At 61.7% G+C, this 16,431-nt stretch carries 13 protein-coding genes and 6 pseudogenes; 6 read left to right on the top strand and 13 right to left on the bottom strand.

The genetic code is table 11. The features are described from left to right. Window positions 1-93 precede the first annotated feature (93 nt). Window positions 94-1,170 (top strand): AmmeMemoRadiSam system radical SAM enzyme, encoded by a 1,077-nt coding sequence (amrS, locus tag AC1DKD_RS22490; RefSeq protein ID WP_441634841.1) that lies wholly within the window; start codon window positions 94-96, stop codon window positions 1,168-1,170. A gap of 355 nt (window positions 1,171-1,525) precedes the next feature. On the opposite strand, the gene AC1DKD_RS22495 is transcribed toward amrS, so the two are convergent. Further along, window positions 1,526-2,158 carry a GntR family transcriptional regulator gene (locus AC1DKD_RS22495; RefSeq protein WP_441634843.1) on the bottom strand — a complete coding sequence of 211 codons (633 nt, stop codon included), beginning with the start codon at window positions 2,156-2,158 and terminating at the stop codon, window positions 1,526-1,528. Window positions 2,159-2,610: 452 nt separating this feature from the next. Then, on the bottom strand, window positions 2,611-2,901 hold the full coding sequence (locus tag AC1DKD_RS22500; RefSeq protein WP_441634870.1) for a hypothetical protein: 291 nt from the start codon (window positions 2,899-2,901) through the stop codon (window positions 2,611-2,613). 1,037 nt (window positions 2,902-3,938) lie between these two features. Here AC1DKD_RS22500 and AC1DKD_RS22505 point away from each other — a divergent pair. Both AC1DKD_RS22505 and AC1DKD_RS22510 read left to right on the top strand, forming a co-directional pair. Then, the gene (locus AC1DKD_RS22505; protein ID WP_441634845.1) at window positions 3,939-4,322 is read left to right on the top strand and encodes a nuclear transport factor 2 family protein; all 384 of its coding nucleotides are present in this window, start codon (window positions 3,939-3,941) and stop codon (window positions 4,320-4,322) included. Window positions 4,323-4,595: 273 nt separating this feature from the next. Further along, window positions 4,596-4,799, top strand: coding sequence for a hypothetical protein (locus tag AC1DKD_RS22510; protein ID WP_441634847.1), 204 nt, complete (start codon window positions 4,596-4,598; stop codon window positions 4,797-4,799). 346 nt (window positions 4,800-5,145) lie between these two features. Here the strand turns inward: AC1DKD_RS22510 and AC1DKD_RS22515 are convergent, their stop codons facing one another. The 5 genes and pseudogenes from AC1DKD_RS22515 to AC1DKD_RS22535 form a co-directional block, all read right to left on the bottom strand. Beyond that, window positions 5,146-5,691: a Fic/DOC family protein gene (locus tag AC1DKD_RS22515; protein WP_441634849.1), complete on the bottom strand. Its 546-nt coding sequence runs from the start codon at window positions 5,689-5,691 to the stop codon at window positions 5,146-5,148. A 52-nt stretch (window positions 5,692-5,743) separates the two neighbouring features. Then, window positions 5,744-6,103 carry a YhfG family protein gene (locus tag AC1DKD_RS22520; RefSeq protein WP_441634872.1) on the bottom strand — a complete coding sequence of 120 codons (360 nt, stop codon included), beginning with the start codon at window positions 6,101-6,103 and terminating at the stop codon, window positions 5,744-5,746. Next, window positions 6,086-6,169, bottom strand: a pseudogene (locus AC1DKD_RS22525) (H-NS histone family protein); the annotation flags it as partial. The pseudogene AC1DKD_RS22525 and the gene AC1DKD_RS22520, both read right to left, overlap by 18 nt. Before the next feature lie 299 nt (window positions 6,170-6,468). Then, window positions 6,469-7,098 (bottom strand): hypothetical protein, encoded by a 630-nt coding sequence (locus AC1DKD_RS22530; RefSeq protein ID WP_441634851.1) that lies wholly within the window; start codon window positions 7,096-7,098, stop codon window positions 6,469-6,471. Window positions 7,099-7,173: 75 nt separating this feature from the next. Beyond that, window positions 7,174-7,736, bottom strand: a pseudogene (locus AC1DKD_RS22535) (class I fructose-bisphosphate aldolase). A gap of 39 nt (window positions 7,737-7,775) precedes the next feature. Here AC1DKD_RS22535 and AC1DKD_RS22540 point away from each other — a divergent pair. Both AC1DKD_RS22540 and AC1DKD_RS22545 read left to right on the top strand, forming a co-directional pair. Beyond that, window positions 7,776-7,958: pseudogene (locus AC1DKD_RS22540) on the top strand (class I fructose-bisphosphate aldolase); the annotation flags it as partial. 307 nt (window positions 7,959-8,265) lie between these two features. After that, window positions 8,266-8,553 (top strand): annotated as a pseudogene (locus AC1DKD_RS22545) (winged helix-turn-helix transcriptional regulator); the annotation flags it as partial. Between the two features lie 41 nt (window positions 8,554-8,594). Here the strand turns inward: AC1DKD_RS22545 and AC1DKD_RS22550 are convergent. The 4 genes from AC1DKD_RS22550 to AC1DKD_RS22565 all read right to left on the bottom strand — a co-directional run bounded on the left by AC1DKD_RS22550 (window position 8,595) and on the right by AC1DKD_RS22565 (window position 14,079). After that, window positions 8,595-8,918, bottom strand: coding sequence for a YdbL family probable chaperone protein (locus AC1DKD_RS22550; RefSeq protein ID WP_441634853.1), 324 nt, complete (start codon window positions 8,916-8,918; stop codon window positions 8,595-8,597). A 9-nt stretch (window positions 8,919-8,927) separates the two neighbouring features. Beyond that, window positions 8,928-9,104, bottom strand: a complete 177-nt coding sequence (locus AC1DKD_RS22555) for a YnbE family lipoprotein (RefSeq protein WP_441634855.1) — start codon at window positions 9,102-9,104, stop codon at window positions 8,928-8,930. Window positions 9,105-9,124: 20 nt separating this feature from the next. After that, a complete protein-coding gene (locus AC1DKD_RS22560; protein WP_441634857.1) occupies window positions 9,125-11,755 on the bottom strand; it encodes an intermembrane phospholipid transport YdbH family protein in 2,631 nt (876 codons plus the stop codon). Window positions 11,756-12,684: 929 nt separating this feature from the next. Next, complete coding sequence (locus AC1DKD_RS22565) at window positions 12,685-14,079, bottom strand: SMC family protein (protein WP_441634859.1); 1,395 nt, start codon at window positions 14,077-14,079, stop codon at window positions 12,685-12,687. Between the two features lie 227 nt (window positions 14,080-14,306). Between AC1DKD_RS22565 and AC1DKD_RS22570 the strand changes: the two are divergent. Further along, window positions 14,307-14,471 (top strand): annotated as a pseudogene (locus AC1DKD_RS22570) (3'-5' exonuclease); the annotation flags it as partial. 75 nt (window positions 14,472-14,546) lie between these two features. On the opposite strand, the pseudogene AC1DKD_RS22575 reads toward AC1DKD_RS22570, so the two are convergent. Together AC1DKD_RS22575 and AC1DKD_RS22580 are read right to left on the bottom strand one after the other, a co-directional pair. Beyond that, window positions 14,547-14,989: pseudogene (locus AC1DKD_RS22575) on the bottom strand (transposase); the annotation flags it as partial. 176 nt (window positions 14,990-15,165) lie between these two features. After that, the coding region (locus AC1DKD_RS22580) for a RepB family plasmid replication initiator protein (RefSeq protein ID WP_477143724.1) at window positions 15,166-16,431 on the bottom strand (1,266 nt) is incomplete at its 5' end.

Here is a 16,431-nt window from a genome sequence, read left to right on the forward strand (position 1 = left end):
ATGGGCAGAGGTGGGCTTGTCGCTCCGGATACGCGCTGCCGGATGAGCGGACACGACCCCACTGTCTAGGAGTCGCCTGCCGCTGCCACTACCATGAAGGAATCTCTTTACCCTGGCCGTTATGGGCATTTGCTCGATGATGGGCGCATGCAATGCGACCTGTGTCCGCGTAACTGTCGCCTGCATAGGGATCAGCGCGGTGCTTGTTTCGTGCGCAGGCGTGTCGGTGATCAGATGGTCCTTACGGCCTATGGCCGCTCATCGGGCTTCTGCATCGATCCGATCGAGAAAAAGCCGCTCAACCATTTCTATCCCGGCACCAGCGTCCTGTCGTTCGGCACGACCGGCTGCAACCTGGCGTGCAAGTTCTGTCAGAACTGGGACGTCAGCAAGTCGCGCGAGATGGAGACTCTTGCCGCTGTGGCAAGGCCCGAATCGATCGCGGACGCGGCAGTGGCCCATGGCTGCAAGAGCGTGGCATTCACCTACAACGATCCGGTAATCTTCGCCGAATACGCGATGGACGTGGCCGACGCTTGCCATAAGCGCGGCATCAAGACAGTGGCGGTGACCGCCGGCTACATGGGCGCGGAAGCACGGCGCGACTTCTACGCCAAGATGGATGCGGCGAACGTCGATCTGAAGGGCTTCACCGACGCGTTTTATTTCACGCTCACTGGCGCTCGTTTGCAGCCGGTATTGGAGACGCTCCAGTATCTGAGACACGATACTGATGTCTGGCTCGAGATCACGACACTGCTCATCCCTGGCAGGAACGATAGCGACGTCGAGATTCGCGCCGAGGCGCAATGGATCGCGAAGGAGCTTGGCAGCGACGTGCCGCTGCACTTCACGGCATTCCATCCGGACTACAAGATGATCGATGTGCCGCCGACGCCGTTCTTGACGCTTTCCCGCGCCCGCAAGATCGCGATTGCGCAAGGCTTGCAGTATGTCTACACCGGCAACGTCCATGATCCCGACGGCGCGACGACCTACTGCCCGGCGTGTCGTGCGCCGCTTATCGTGCGCGACTGGCACAACATTGAGAGCTACCGTCTCACTCAGCCAGGCAACTGTCCCGAATGCTCCGTGACGATTGCCGGGCGATTTGGACACTTCAACCGCCAATTCGGGCGGCGGCGAATTCCAGTTCGCATCGGCACTTAGCCCCTCAGGCAGCACCCGAAGTCCCACCGCCGCGCAAAGTATGGAGCCGGACACGCGCCGCTTGGCGATCAACGAGCGGGCATCCGGACTCTGGCTGCGGAAGGTCCGGTGAGCACCCACGAACGGCCATCCGAGCCGAGGGCGGTGATCGTCTCTTCATCGTTTCGGACGGTCATGCCTCGGCTCAGCTCGCAATCGACTGGCTGATGGGGCAGAGAAGGCGCAATAGCTTTCATGGCCGACGGTGCGGTTTGCCACCGCCCGTCCGTAACCTGCCGCTTGCTCACGTTGTTTGCGTCGCTCGCGTCTTGGCCGAAGCAGCAGGTCGGCGGCGTATGCCATCTCACAAGACAGCTTATCCATTCGAACGCTGCAGCCGCATAGATAGCGAAAAACGGTCGGCGGGATGCACCGTGACCGAGACCTCAAACACGTGACCGCTTGCATCGAAGTAGCGGCGCACGATCTTGAGTGCCGCCTGTCCCGGCGTCAGCCCAAGGGCGTGTGAGATGTCGGTGTCGCCGGCATTGAAGGCACACACATCCTGGCGTATCTCGGCAATGCAGCGGCCGTAGCGCGCCTCGATCAGGGAACTGATCAGGATACCAGGCGACGCGCGTACGATTTCGCCGATCTCCGCATAGGTTGGATCGATATACACATCAGTCCAGCCGATTGGCGGCGTGTTGGCATCGCCGTCCCTGCGCAAGCTTGAGATGCGTAGCCAGTGCGCGCCGCTGGCACAGCCCAGTTCCTTGGCTTGCGCACCGCTCACCGTCACTTCCTCGATTGCCTGCACCACACGCAGATGCGCGGCGCCGAATTGCACCAGATCCTCCACGGATGCCAGCGAGGGACGAAACGCTTTCGTCGGTGCGGATGCCTCCACCCGAGTCCCCACATTCTTGCGCCTCGACACCAGGCCGAGTTCCTGTAGCTCGGCCAGCGCTGCCCTCACTGTGTGACGGCTGGTGCCGTAGTGCCGCACATGCTGCGACTCATTTTTGCCTCAGCGAGCTGGGCAGCAGAACCGAACGCGGCCGTGGGGCATTGCTGACGGCTAACGCAGTTCGACCCCATGAACGGCAAACACGCTTTGGCCAGATCGCGATACCCACGGTAACAATGGACATGGGACTTCCCCTCCTGTGGTCGTGATGGCATTTTGACAAGGCCATCATGGCACCTCGATGCCGACTTGCGGCTTCCGCCGCAGCCCCGGGATGGGGAGGTCCCGTCCATTCGATCACCCCCGGTCGAGTTACGATCGGTCCGCGTGATCGATGGTGACGCGCGTACGCCCGCGCAACGCCAGCATGCCCCTGCTCCCTTACACACCATGCCGTAGAGCTCGCTGGCGTTGGGCGTGACACCATAGCGGAAGAACAGCAGCGTTCAGGATGGCTCGACGAGGGAAGCGCTGGGAGATGCCACGTGCTGCTATTTCGAGTGCAGGATGACGGTTCCCTCGGAAATCGTCGGCGCGCTTGTGCCCGTGCCGGCTGCGTTCCCGGCGATCCAGTCCTTCGCCTTCTTGACGCTCTCATCCACGCCCGCCTTGTCATTGCAGGTCGTGACAGAAAAGCCGCCATCGGCGGTCCGCGCAAGCGTGTAGCTGACAAAACCCTGGACCGAACGCATCAGGGATTCGATTTCCGGTGTCCGCTTTTCCAGCAGATCGAACAGCTCCCTGGCGCCGCTTCCGGAATAGGCTCTGATAACAGTGTGCATGATCCGTCCCTCCATTGAATGGCCCCGGATTTCGCGCAGTCGCGCAGAGAAAGGTGTGATTGCACCAGTCTAGTTGCGATGCGGGAAAAGTCCACGATGACCCCGATTCGGATCCGCCAGTGACCCCCGGTTGGCGGTATCGCTCATGGCCGGCTTTACCAGTTGGCTGAGCGTGTGTTCGTCGTCCACCACGGCTACCTCGGGGCAAGTGTCGTCTCCATATGCTCTCTCGTTTTCCGTGTTTCTGGCATTGCAACAAGCGCCTCGCCACTTTCCCGCCGTCAAACCCAGTAGGTACTGCGAGCATCGCCGGGTGGCCGGCCTCGGGCAGACTATTTGCCAGGACCTCTCTTTAGCAAGCCATAGGCTTCGCCCCCCCCAGGCGGCCGACGCCAAAGGAAACCCCCGCTGGCTTGCCCATGATCGGCTTGCGGAGAATGGTTAGGTGAGCAGACGACGGTGAGCAAAAGCGGCGCGATCATGACGGACTGTTTCCTCCACCAAGGCGGACACAGAGCGCGCTCTCGATCATCACGCGCGTCCAATCAGTTGAGCGCTCCCACCTGCGGCGCAGCCCAGAGCCCGGCGGCGGCTACCTTGACTGCGGTGTGCGCCGCGGTGCGGCAGGCATGGTCCAACACAACATGCACCCCTCCTCTCGGCCAGAGACATCTCCCCGGCCTCGCCGAAGGCCATTTTGAACACAATCCCCGGTAATTTTCGGCCCATGGGCCTCATCTACCGCAGCCTCGTTCGCACGACCGACCGGTTCGTCTTTGCCAGCCACCAGCACGGGCGGTAATGCTCCTTGGCAGGCAAGTCCAGAGCATTATTTTACAATCGTGAAATAATCGACATGCCGGACTGGCGTGTGGAACGCCGCCCCAGGGAGCAACGCATAATCTTTACGAGTCGCCCGCAGTCAAAGCCAGACGTCAAACCCGGCAACACGACCCTTGAATGGGACACCCTTTCGCACTAAGTTGGAAACATCCGCCCCTGCGAAGTCAGGCCGGAATGTGCAATCGGAGACAATAATGACAACCCCGATTTCTGTCGTGAAAGCAGCCTATGAGGCGTATGGCCGTGGCGACGTCAATGCCATCCTCGATCTGGTGGCCGACCAGGTCGACTGGAAGATGGTAGGGCCACCGCAGATTCCCTACACCGGGCAACGTACCAACAAAGCCGAAGTCGCCAGCTTCTTCGCACAGCTCGCACAGGCGGACGACACAGAAATTTTCGAGCCGCGGGAGTTTATCGAGTCAGGCGAGCATGTGGTTGTACTCGGCTTCTTACGTGGGACCGCGCGTCCCGAAGGCAAGTTGGTTGAAACCGAATGGCTGCACATCTTTACGGTCGTCGACGGCAAGATTCGACGCTGGAAGGGCTTTGCCGATACGGCGATCCGCTTTCTATAAGGTAAGACCGGCAATTTTCCACCCATCGGATTCCAACGTGAGATCGCATTCGGCTTTGCCATTTGCCCTATGGCGCTATTCTGCCGGCGCGCCTACAACAGAAGGACCATCCCATAGGACCAACCATGCCACCGCGCGCGCCGGCGCCGAAGCTGGCCGACCTCTCCCCCATGTAGCTATCGGAGCGGAAAACCGTTCCGCGCGGCGACGGCTGCCATTTCGAGATCGAGTAATACGTACCCCACGTTGCCTTTCTCCCTGCGCTGCCGTCCCGTGGTGGTGGCCATTGCGTTTGACGACGAGGGGCGTTGCGATTGTGAGGACGCGATGAGTGCCGTCATTCTTGAATCCGTGCTGACCTGCCCGCACTGCGGCTTTGCCAAGCAGGAAACCATGCCCACGGACGCCTGTCAGTTCAGTCGCAGTGCTGGAAAGCTTGATTATGCCTTGCCGCCGTGCCACGACTTCGTGCTTTGAAGGGACTGGTAAGCGCCCAGCAGCCCAGTCCGGGACCAGCCGCGGCCGCGCAGGCGTCGGTACCGGCGGGCGGTCTTTATTCCTCTTCCAGAAGCGCCGCCCGGCCGGCCGGCGCATTGCGCTCGGCCCGGTAAGCCTGCCGCCTGAACCTCGGCGGCTCTGACCGGTCCCACACCCTCCTGCCCCGCCTGTGCTATGTCCGACACCTTGATCCATCGTTCCGGCGGAAGGTCTACCTGAGGGTTGGCCGCAATCTGGCGCGGTCTCCGCGCAGTGCCCCCTCCGCCCTATGGCTGGCGCCGGTCTTACCCGCCTTCGCCTTCAGCGAGGGGGCGGCAAGCCCCAATCAATCGCCAATCCGCTGTCCGATGCACCGTTCGAACACCGCTTCCAGCGGGCGATAGTCGCACACGACCGCCGCGACATTGGCGTCGATCCACTCGGACGCTTCGACGGCCCACCAACTGATTTCGAAGCCGACATTGACGATGATGTGCTCGAACAGGATGCGCTGGGCGCGCCCGTTCCCTTCCCGGAAGGGGTGGATCATGTTGAGGTCACCGAAATGCTCAGCCATGGCGCAGACCAGTTGAGGGCGTTCCCAATCCTCGAACCATGCTTGCTGCGCCATGGCACGGAAGATCTTGTCGGCCTCCGGCTCGATGCGGCTGACGTTGCAGAAGCGTGTGCTTCCCTTCGAGATGTCGATGGTGCGAAGATCGCCCGCCCAGTCGTAGACATCGAGAAACAGCGTGTGGTGGATATGCTTCAGGTAGGCCAGATCGTAGGGGGGAAGCGAAAAATCGATCTGGCTGGCGGCAATCTCGGAGAGATCACGCTCGGCTTGCGCAAGCAGCGCATCGTCCTGGATGTCCAGCCGGTTACGCAGCATGTGCGTCTCCGGGTAGCAGTACGATCCTGGCCGGTGCCGTACTTGTCCAAGGTCAAGCTGGTTTGCGATAGGTCTGCAGGACGGCTTCACGCGAGGGCAGCTTGCGCTTTGACTCAGCTGGCGTGACGTCATAGCCCTCAAGACGCAGGCTTGCCGCATAGTTGGAACGGCGCGTCTTGGCGCAGTAGGCTAGCTTGGCTTGCAGGTCGGGTTTCTTCACGGGAAACAGCTCGTTTGCAATTTGCAGATGACGGGTTCCACTATAGCGGACCGCATACGAACGCGTACCAATCCTCACCCACTGGGTAGTGGCGCATTCCGCGCCGCTCGCTAACCGTTCGATTTCAGATCGGAACTCCCCCTTCACGGCGCGCCCTGTGACTCCCGCGATGGGCACCCGGAAATGTTCCACGGTCTGCCCGGCGTGGATCGCCCGCTGCAGCCAGTCCGGCATGGCGCCGCAGCCGTCCCAGCCCTGCATGCGGATCCAAGGCAATTGCTTCGGCGCGCTCGATTTCAATCGACATGGCGTAGGTGAATAGATTTGGGACGGCGCCGGGTCCCACGTGGTGCCGTCTGACGGCAGCGTTGGATTTCGGGGTTGTTCTAGGTGATGGCTGCAGTGGGAATCCGCGCCGGCGGGAGGACGTGGCCGCCCTCATTGCTTAAATTTTAGTCAAACCCGCTGATGCCGTCGGCACTCGGCCCCGCGCGGCTTGTCCACAGGCTTGTCCCTGCGTGCGGTGGATAAATTCCATCCGACACCTCCCGTCCCCCTCAGGCCGGCCCGGGCTTGAACTTGGTGCGTGTCGTCGGCGCCCGGCGCCTGGCGGTCGCCAAGTGGCGCGTCGCATTGGCTTCCGCTTGCGCGCGCTCGGCCTGCAACTGCGCCCGCTCCTCGGCGCCGGCCACAGCGGCGTCTTGCGCCCTCGCCTGCACCGCCGCCAGCTCAGCGCGCAGGTCCGCGAGCGCCTGCTCGCCCTTCTGACGCAGCGTGCGCTCCTGGTCGATCTCGCGCAGCGCGCGGCGTTCGGTGGCACTGGTCCGCTCCTGCGCGACGGCCACCTGCTCGCGGGTGTGCTCCAGCTCCGTCGAAAATTGGGTACGCAACTCTCCCAATTGCCGCTCCAGTGCCTCGATCTGCCGCTGCCCCGCCTCCAGACGTGCCCGCGCGGCGGCGTGGGCCTGGCGCTCGGCGTCCAGTTCCCCCTGCAGCGCCGCGCGTGCGCTCTGCTCCGCGTCGAGCCCGGCCTGCGTGGCGGCGGTTTCCTGCTCGGCCACCACCACCGCGGCCCGCGCCTGGTCGCGCTGCGCCTCCGCCTCGCTCGCCTGCAGCCGCGCTTCGGCCCGCAAGGCGGCCAGCTCGCCGGTGGCCGCCTCGTTGGCGGCCTGCCAGATCGATTGCACAGCATTGGCGACGATCGCCTTGAGGAGGGTCGGCCGGGATTCGCAGATATGTGAAGCGTCACAATGGCGAATATCTTAAGCTTCAGATATTTGCGAATTCCGGCCATCCCTCTTATCCGCCTCCGTCGTCCACGTGGCGGCGGGGGTTTTTCCATCTTGCGCCTGCCGAGAGCTCAGCCCACAGCGGTCTCTAGCGCCGCTTCGTATTGCCCCAGGCAAGCCATGCCATTCATCCGTGAGCGCTGCAGTAGCGTCCGTTGCGCTAGCGGCCTCGCCGTGCCAGGCCAGCAGGGGCGGCTCCTGCAAGGCGCGCCCGTAGGAGAAGGCCAGCCGCCAAGGCAGCGGGGCGAGCCGGTTCATGGCATCGAAATTGGCGGTGGCCTCAGTGGGCGTTTGGCCGCCGGACAGGAAGAAGACGCCCGGCACCGCCGCCTGCACCGTGCGCTTGAGCACCTGCACAGTCTCCGCGGCAACCTCAGCCGGTGCGGCGTGCCTGGTCTCCTTGCCGGGGAGCACCATGCTGGGCTTCAGCAGCATGTGTTCGAGCACCACCGCATGCCGGTGCAAGGCGTGAAAGACTTCGTGCAGCACGTCTCGGTGACCTCGGCGCAACGCGCCATGCAGTGCGCGCCATCCATCGGCACCTCGGGTTCGACGATGGGCACCACGCCCGTCTCCACGCTCCCGGCGACGAGATCACCGAGGGCCTCGACGGGCTGGCCAAGCGCCTTGCCGGTTATCGCCAGCAGGGCGCACGCTTTGCCAAGTGGCGCGCGGTGTACAACGTGTCCGACAAACTGCCTGGCTGGCGCGCCATCCAGGCCAATGCGGAGGCGCTGGCATGCTATGCAGCGATCTGCGGGCGCCGCACGTGGCACCGGCCCTCGAATAGGCGAGGCACGGAACAAATCTTCATTGCTGCTCTACAAACGCCCGCCGATCCAGGCGGCGAGAAGGTTGCGGATACACCGTGACGACTTCAAACGAGGAGGCGACAAAGATGGGCGCAGAAGTGGTGACTCCGGGGGACGCTGCGTGAGATCTGACACCAGAATCAATTGCGCACGGGTACGATGCTGAACCGGGAGACCCCCCTGGGTTGCAGCCATCTCGGCCGCCAGTCCCGCCGGCGATAGCGCGCGCGCCTTGTCCGGTGCGACCAGGCAGGGGACCATGCGGTTCAATGAACTGAAGCGGAAGATCGGCGGCATCTCGCAGCGAATGCTGACGCTGACTTTGCGGGGATTGGAACGAGACAGACTGGTTACGCGAACCGTATACGCCACGATTCCGCCGCGCGTTGATTACGCGCTGACCTCTCTCGGGCATTCGCTAAGGACCCCTGTGGAAGCCCTTGGCCTATGGGCCATCGCGCATCTCCCGGCCATTGAACAGGCGAGGCAGGCGTTCGACCTCAGTTGCAAGAGGAACTCTGAGTTTGAGCAGCCTTATTGACATCCTCCCCCTCACGTCCTGACCGTGGTAGGCGCGAGGCACTATTTTCTAACCCACTGCCCGTCAGAAGTTTTCACGTAAGCCCCCGGCGCCGCTTTATCTATGGCTTTCTGCCCAGCCAGGACGGCTACTTGATCCAGAGTGGCGCCATTCTTCTTAGCAATCGCCTCGTAGGCGGCGCGACGTTGGGCATTGATATCGGCGGCAAGCTTTACGGCGTCCGGGGTTGGGTTGACCACCCCTAGAAAACCATTGGGTTGTTCGCCGACCAGCCCTTGTGACTTGGCGCTGTCCAAGTCAAGCGCCAGAGCCAATGTACTGCAGGCCAGTAAGAGCACCGCTATCAGTCGTGCCGTGGTTTTCATTAACCGCTCCTAAAACAATTTGCTGTCTTCGGTAAGTTTATCAACATCCTTTTCCACCTTGAGGCGGATCTCGTGATCGATCTTCACATTGAGATTGATGGTGATTGGATCTTTGGGTGCCTCCAATGCGATCCGTGGAGTACAGGCTGCCAGTGGCAGTAAAGCCCCGAGCCAAAAGATTTTCATGATGAGTCCTTCGCACAATGTCAGCGTGAGCCTTCCGCCGGTTTTCGCTCCAATGCCCGTCGGGATAGTTCATCAGCAATACGCAAGCTGCGTAATAGTTCCAGCACATTTTCCTGGTGCGTGTAGTTTAGTACTATCGGCTGGTTATCTTGCAGTGGGTTCTGGCCCTTGATGGTCACGGCAGCATCCAGCCAGCCATCCGGTTTCATATTCACGCGCGCCTGAAAATCATGGATTGCCACGTTACTCAGCGTATCCAGCGCAAACTGGGCCGCACGGTTGGACTGGCCCATGGCGGTGACGCCCGCGGATGGCGAAACCTTAAGCGATAGCAGGCCTTCATTGCGCATGATCCCTCCTTGCAAGGCCAGAGAATCCTTCATCAACTGCAGTGGCAAAACCCCGCCCACGCGGCCCACGAGCTGAACTGTCGGGTTCGGGTCGTTCTGCAGGGCGGCTACCTCCGCGAGGTCGATGCGGCTCACGGTCACGGGCTGAAACTGCGGGGAGGGCCATTGCAGGGCAGGGGCGCGCAAGTTGCCGCCCAGTACTTCGGCGTAAACGTCCGTCAGGCTCCAGGTGGCCAGGTCCGATTGCATCGTCATGTGCACGTTGCGTACCGGGGTGCCCACATCTAACTCGGCCAGCATGATCGGCCCAATGCTGGCGAGAGTCAGCCCGTCTTGCCGCCATTCGACATGCACGGTCCCATCGCCGCCTGCCGCCAGAATGCCTCCCCAGTCCAACGCGAGCCCGGACGCGGTAATATCCCCTCGCAACTGCCAGTGATCCTGCCACTCCCAGCGGCCTTGGCCTTTGAGTTGCCCATTCTGGAAGGTGACGCCAAAGCTGCGGCTCATGCCAGTGGACAGGGGGGTCGTTATCTGCACCGTGCCTTGCGCACCTGTTTTCCTTCCATAACTAGTCAGCAATGCGGTCAGAGCCAACTCCGACTGCCAGGCGGGCACGCGCAGCTTGGCGTTGCCCTGCCGGCCTTCGACAGCCAACTGTCCGTCGATGCCCGGCAATGCACCGCGCGTTGTCACCGCTCCACCGGCCTTGATCTGCAAGTCACCGAATATCCCCTGTGGGCTAAGGCGTAATGGGGTCGTAGCGATAATCGTTATTGGCTTGATCAGCGTGGTTCCGATCAGCCCCTCACTTATCGTGGCGCGGCTGCCAGCGCCTAGAAACCACTGGTCGCCTTTGCCATACCAAGGCGCAACCAGCGTCAGGGTTCCGCCCTTCATATATAACGGAGGCCGAGAGCTGCACTCGACCGAGCCTTTCCAGTTTCCCAGTGTATAGCTGGCGTTGAGCACTCCCGCGATGGGTTGGTTGCCATAGTGACCATTGAACTTCGCCTGTGTCGCCCAGCGCGGCGCGTGAAAGTCGGCTACTGGCAAATGCAGCGCCAGCAGGAGGCTTGGCCCCTTGACAGTCAGGCTGGCCGGCTCGCCCGTGAGGCCTGCGGCATCGATACGCCCCTGCCAAGACCCAGTCAGGTCATGGCCGGCCGCTTTGCCGGCCAGCTCAAGCCGCCCTTGCCAGCCCCACTGGACTTGCTGCCAGGACAATAAGCTGTCGACGGTTCTAACGCTGAAGTCTCGATATCGAAGGTCGGCAGAGACGGTACTCTTGCCGACTAGTGCCAGCGGCAGAACCACCGGACGAGGCCAGCTCAGGCGCAGTTCGTCTGGGAGCCGTATCGCCGCAGGCAACACCGCCAGTTCCTGCTGATTCCAGCGTAGCGGCACCGTACCGGCCAGCTTGGGTCCGTCCAGCGTCAACATGCCCTGGCCGCGTGCCACGCCGCCGCCCTCCGTATTCAGGTTTAGCTGCACTGTACCTTGCGGGCCTGTCGCCCGCAGGTCCAGGCTCAAGGCATTCACCCCGTCCAAGTTCCCGCTGGCCTGGAGCCCTTGCCGAGCGTCCAGGCTCCAGCCGCCCCCGATCGCAACCGGTGCCCCCAGCACCGCGTTCAACTGCCATTGCTTGGCAGCGAGGCTGGCCTCAATGGTCGTATCTGTCCGTTCCGACTGCCCCCTATAACCCAATTGTTGCCCCTGCGCCTGCAAAGTGCCGTCCAGCCGATTGGCCTGCCACAATCCATTGCTCATGAAGGTCAGCCCGCCCAGGAGCTCGGGGGCAATGTCAGCCGCCTGAACTTGCCCTTGCGCGGTCCAACGCCCGGAAATGCGGTCATAGGCAGCGGCCGCTATGCTGCGCCGATACGATGCCTGTACTTGCCAGCGCTGCTCGCGCTGGCGAATGACCACCGCTAGGGGCGGCAAGCCGGGAATGGAGAAGGCGTCGATTGAGAGATCGAAGGGCGGCATCCAGGGGGGTGGAATCAGCTCTTCCGCACCTGCTGTTTCGCATTTGGGCAGGCTCATGCTGGTCATGGTGATCGTCACCGGGCGCCAGCCGGTGACCCGCAATCGTTCGCCAAGTGCGCTGACACAGCCATTTTTCAGTCTTTGCCACTGCGCCAGTTCCAGTCCGCCCTGCCAGTTGAGGCCCTGGGCACGCATACCGTATGCATAAGCTATGATCACCATCGCTAGTAGTATCCCTAGTGGCAGCAGGGCTAGCAGAATCAGCCAACGATAGTAGCGACGCACAAACGCAAGACGAGAGCTCATCCTCATTTACCGGTCATCCTACCTATGGTTCGCAAGGGGGGGCGGCCTCCAGTCGCAAGTATGCCGCATCCCGCTCGTCATCCGATTTTGGCCGGGCGCCTGCTCCCATGCCGCTCCGCACTGACGACCCACCCTCAATCGTTCACGAGTGTTTGCGCGCCCGCTTGGATATCTTGAGCGCCCAGATTCGCATCTCCAGCTCATCGGCCTGAGCGAACCCGCACTGGGAGGAGAGAACCTTGGCATAGCCAGGAGAGTCGAGCCAGCGATTTCCCRCAGTCCATCATCCTGGCGGTCGCGCGCCTCCTCAAATGCGTACCAGATCGACACTGCGGCCGCCACGAGCCCGATGACGAAGTGCCGGCCTCTAGGTATGCACAAGTAGCTCACCAGTGTTCCTGCTTGGCGAGGCCTCGTGGATTGGGGCCTTCCTGCAAACTTAGCAGGCAATGGTATGAAAATCCAAGCGCCGCGTGCAGCACCAACGCCACCACGACACTACTGTCCTTGCCACCGCTGTAGGCAATGACCACCGGATGCGCAGCTTGCAACAGGCGAAGGATCGCACCTAAAGCACGGTCTATCTTCCGCTCATTGGATCGAACGCGCCCTGTGGAAACAGCTAAATGGTCTGACACATGGTAGAGACCCCTCGTAGGAAAGAAAATGGCGCTCCCGAGGGAGCGCCGAAGGTTAAGAATGGCCGGGGGCTGGGGTCAGCCGAGTGCGGCCGAGACGATGGAACTGCCAATGGCATAGACGACGGGTCACCGCATCGGCTCCTTGCTTCCCGGCTGCGTGTGATGGTCACAAGCGGCCAGCACGCGCAGGACGAGGTAGAGCAGGAAAAGAGATTTCACGAGTTTCATGGGATGCCCTGTACGGGGGACAGGGCAGCCCCGATGGGGCGTGCCCCATCGGGTTAAAGACAAAAACTAGGCAGCGAGCGCCACCAGGTCAATCACTGCGTCGGCCTCATCAACCGACTCAGGCGTGTGGGAAATGAAGAATTCCCGCTCATAGCCGCCCTGACGGAGCACCTCGCGCTTCATTTGCATGAAGGCGCGTTTGCGCTCCGGGTCGAGCGGGCCGTCGGCCTCATCTGTGAACAGCGTCTGGAAGGGCTGACCCGAGTCCTGCGCCCGGTAGAGCGCAATACCACGGGTCAAACACTCATTGATCCAGATCTTTTGCCCGCCAGACAGCAAAGCGAAGTTCTTCACGCTGTCCCGGTCGGCGTCATTCACCTCGATCTCGAAGCCCTCACGCTTCTCGCCATTGGCCAGCGTCGTCTGCGTCTGAGTCGCGATGGTGAATCGCGCTCCATAGCAGGCGAGCAACAGGTCGTTGACGATCCGCGTGAGCGCCGGACCGGCGTCGTCGATGGACAGCGCGATCACGCCGTCGTTGCCGAGCGCCTTCGCCAGCAGCTTCCACTGCGCGATTTCGTCGGAGAGCCGATCGGCCTTGCCCTGTACCGCAGGCTGGCCGGACAGCACCAACTCCAAGCGTTCGCGCTCGGTCGCAAGACCGGTTTGCTGGCGAATCAATGCCTCGATCCGGGCATCCAGCGCAACCACTGCCTCGCGGCTCTGTCGCAGACGGGTGTCCAAGGCGGCGATGAGGCCGGTGACGTCCTCAGTTGCCAGCCCGGACAACTCGCGCTGCACCACCGACAACTGCGACTCGGCTTCGGCAACGTCCCGGTCATACCGGGCCGTGCTGGTGGCTTCCTCGTCAGGCAGAGCGGTCGCGTCGCGTTGTGCCTGCGCCAACCCTTCCTGCGCCACATCCAACATCGGCTTCTTGGCCGCGAGGGCGGTCAACCGTTGCAACTCCTGCTGATCGCGTGCCAGTGCCGTCTGCAAGGCCGCCAGGGCGGCGCGTTGGGCTGGCAACTCACCCAGGGCTTCCGCCATCGGCTTCATCGACTGCTGCTTCGCCTGGTAGCTGGCCCGCAGATCCTTCACGAGGATGACCTGCTCGGCCAGCTTGCCCTTGGCGTCACGCGCCTGCGCGAGCAACGGGCACGTGCTGTGCATGGGATCGGCCCGGCATGGCACCGTCTCAATGACATCGGCCTGGCCCTTCAACGAGGTGGCGAACTGGGCGGCGGACCTTCCGCGCGCTTCTAGTCCCTGCAACTCGGTCGCGAGCGCGGCATGCTGCGCCTGCTGTGCGTCCAAGCTGCTGACCGCCTGCTGTAGCGTGGCAAACTCGCCCTGCTTCTGGCCGATGATCATTTGCAAGGCGTCGCGCTGCTCGGCGGCCGCGAGGATGGCCGGCCCTTCGGCCAACATCAGCTTGCGGCCGGCGATCAGCTGCTCCAACTCCCGGCGCCTCGTGGCGGCGCGGGTGGCCGCAACACGCTGGTCAGCATCCAACTGCCGCCGGCGCGCTCCCAGCTCGGTTTCCCGTTGCCTGAGTTCGCGCAGACGCGCTTCGGTAGCCGCGCTTGCGCTTTGCTTGGCCGCCAGTGTCGCGCGCTCCTGCAGGAGCTTCGCGCCATCGGCAGTCTTCGCATCGCGGTCGCTACGCGCCCCGGTCAGCCGTGGGAGTGATTCGTGCCGAGGAAACGGTAATACCAGATGATGGCAGCACCGAAGCTGACGAGCGCAGGCTGTTCTACGTAGCACTCACACGCGCCAAGGACTGGCTTTATGTAAGCACTGCAAAGAAGAACCCAACTTCACGATTTGTGATCGAGGCCGACTTGGCCTAGCAAGGGCATGGGATACTAGGCATACCGGCGGTTGATTTGGAGCCGCCACAACCGTTCGGAGCCCGTTTGGATAATTCAAGGATGGGCGACTTTGCGTTACAGCACCGCCCATTGCGATATAGACCATGGCCTCGGACACATCAGGACGCCGCTCGTAGTCCCTGACAAGGCGACGCCAGCGAATCATCCAACCGAAGATACGTTCCACCACCCACCGCGAAGCCTACCTGATACTCGTGACGGCGCACCACCTGTACGACGAAATCGAGCGTCGCAGCCTTAGCTATCAAAGTGCGACGATCGTACGCACCATCTACAAACAGATGCTTCAGTCCCGGCCAGCRCTTCTTTAGCGCCTCCAGAACCGCCAATGCCCCGGTACTATCGGCGATGTCCGCAGTCAGGTTCACCATCAGAAACCGGCCATTCGTATCCACGGCAATATGCCGCTTGCGCCCGACGATCTTCTTTCCCGCGTCATAGCAGCGCTCTTTTGCCGCCGGCGCTTTCACCGATCGGCTAGCGTGCCTGTATCTGCTGGGGTCGCGCCAGGGACTCTTGACGCGGCTATCACTTCTGCCCGAGAGCCTGCCACCTTTGGCCCTTTGACATGCCGCAGACCGAAGGCGCGCCATACCAATTGATTGAAACGGCAGACTCCGCGAAAACTTGGATTACAAACAGGCATGCGGTGTTAAACCTGTCCGCTCAAGATGTACGAAAGGATGTCGTCCGATGACGGCTCTCCCCAAGTGCGAGCAGCAAGCCAGCGAAAGAAGCTGGACTGCGCAAGTTTGGTGGGCTTCTTTGAAGTGACAAGCCGTAGATCCGCGGCGGCGCATTGCTCGTTGTACTCGGTGATCAGCGAGGCCTGTTCCTCGGCCGACAGTTCCAGGAAATACCGCTGTGCGTCGGGAAGACGCGCAGCAATATACTGATCCTTCGCTTCGGCGGGAGTTCTGGCACTTGCTGTCTTGGAGGCCCGTGCCTCACCACGCTTTTCCTCGCCTATCTCAGCGCCCTTGCCCCAATCCTCAGTCAGCGATTTGCGGAAGTAGGCGGCCACGTTATCCACGGCAGGAGAGTTCTTCTTTGCGACCCGAGCGCGCGTGTACGCGACCGCTTGCTTGACTCGGTCCGCCCCATAGGTGCGAACCATCTTCTTTGCCTCGGTGAGAGGTACTCCAAGCTTTACTACTGCCTGGACCAGGTCAGAGTGCTGCTGCTCCTCCTGGGACGTGGGTTCCTTGCGGTTGATCTTGAACTGCAAATCAGTCACTGACCTGCCGTTCTTGTGTTCGATGAGCTCGATCAGATGATCTGAGACGGTGTTGATCTCTGAGATACACGGATTGAGCACAGCACGCTTGAAGATCTTATATTCCTTGTACTTTGTCTCGCTCTCCTCTCGACCCAGGATCAGATTGCGAAAAACGGGCAATGGAATACGAGCAGTGACCCCTACTCTCTCATAGCGAACTGTGTTCTCCCAGAGAGCTAGCGAGTGAGCACGACGAAACAGCTTTGCGATGCGCATGTCGATCATGGCGAATCGCTCCGGGTTGAGCAGTTCCTCCGAGATCTGAGGCGCAAAGGAATAGGAAAGCTGAGAGCCGGTGATCTTTGCACCGGCCACCAGCGTCGAACCGGTCCAGGTCGCAGTCCCATCGCTGTTCAGTTGGTCCCAGTCCACAACCGTGCGCATCAGGGATTTGGCAGTCTCCTTGATGTAGCCTGTGTCCTTAGTGGTCAAGCCGAGACCAGCCATCATCTCCGGAATCGAGATCTGGAAGATGTTGGGCGCATCGCTCTTCGAAAGCCTATGCTCGATCGCGTTTTTGATAAGAGCGTTGAAGAGGCGCCGCTGCTGAAGAGTGAGAGCCCCTCCGACGGGCGAGAGATGAATTGCCTGGACAGCCTTCTTGAATGGCTCTGGCACTTCGGGTTGCTGGAACAGGGC

It is taken from the genome of Cupriavidus sp. 05T313 (genome assembly GCF_056396665.1).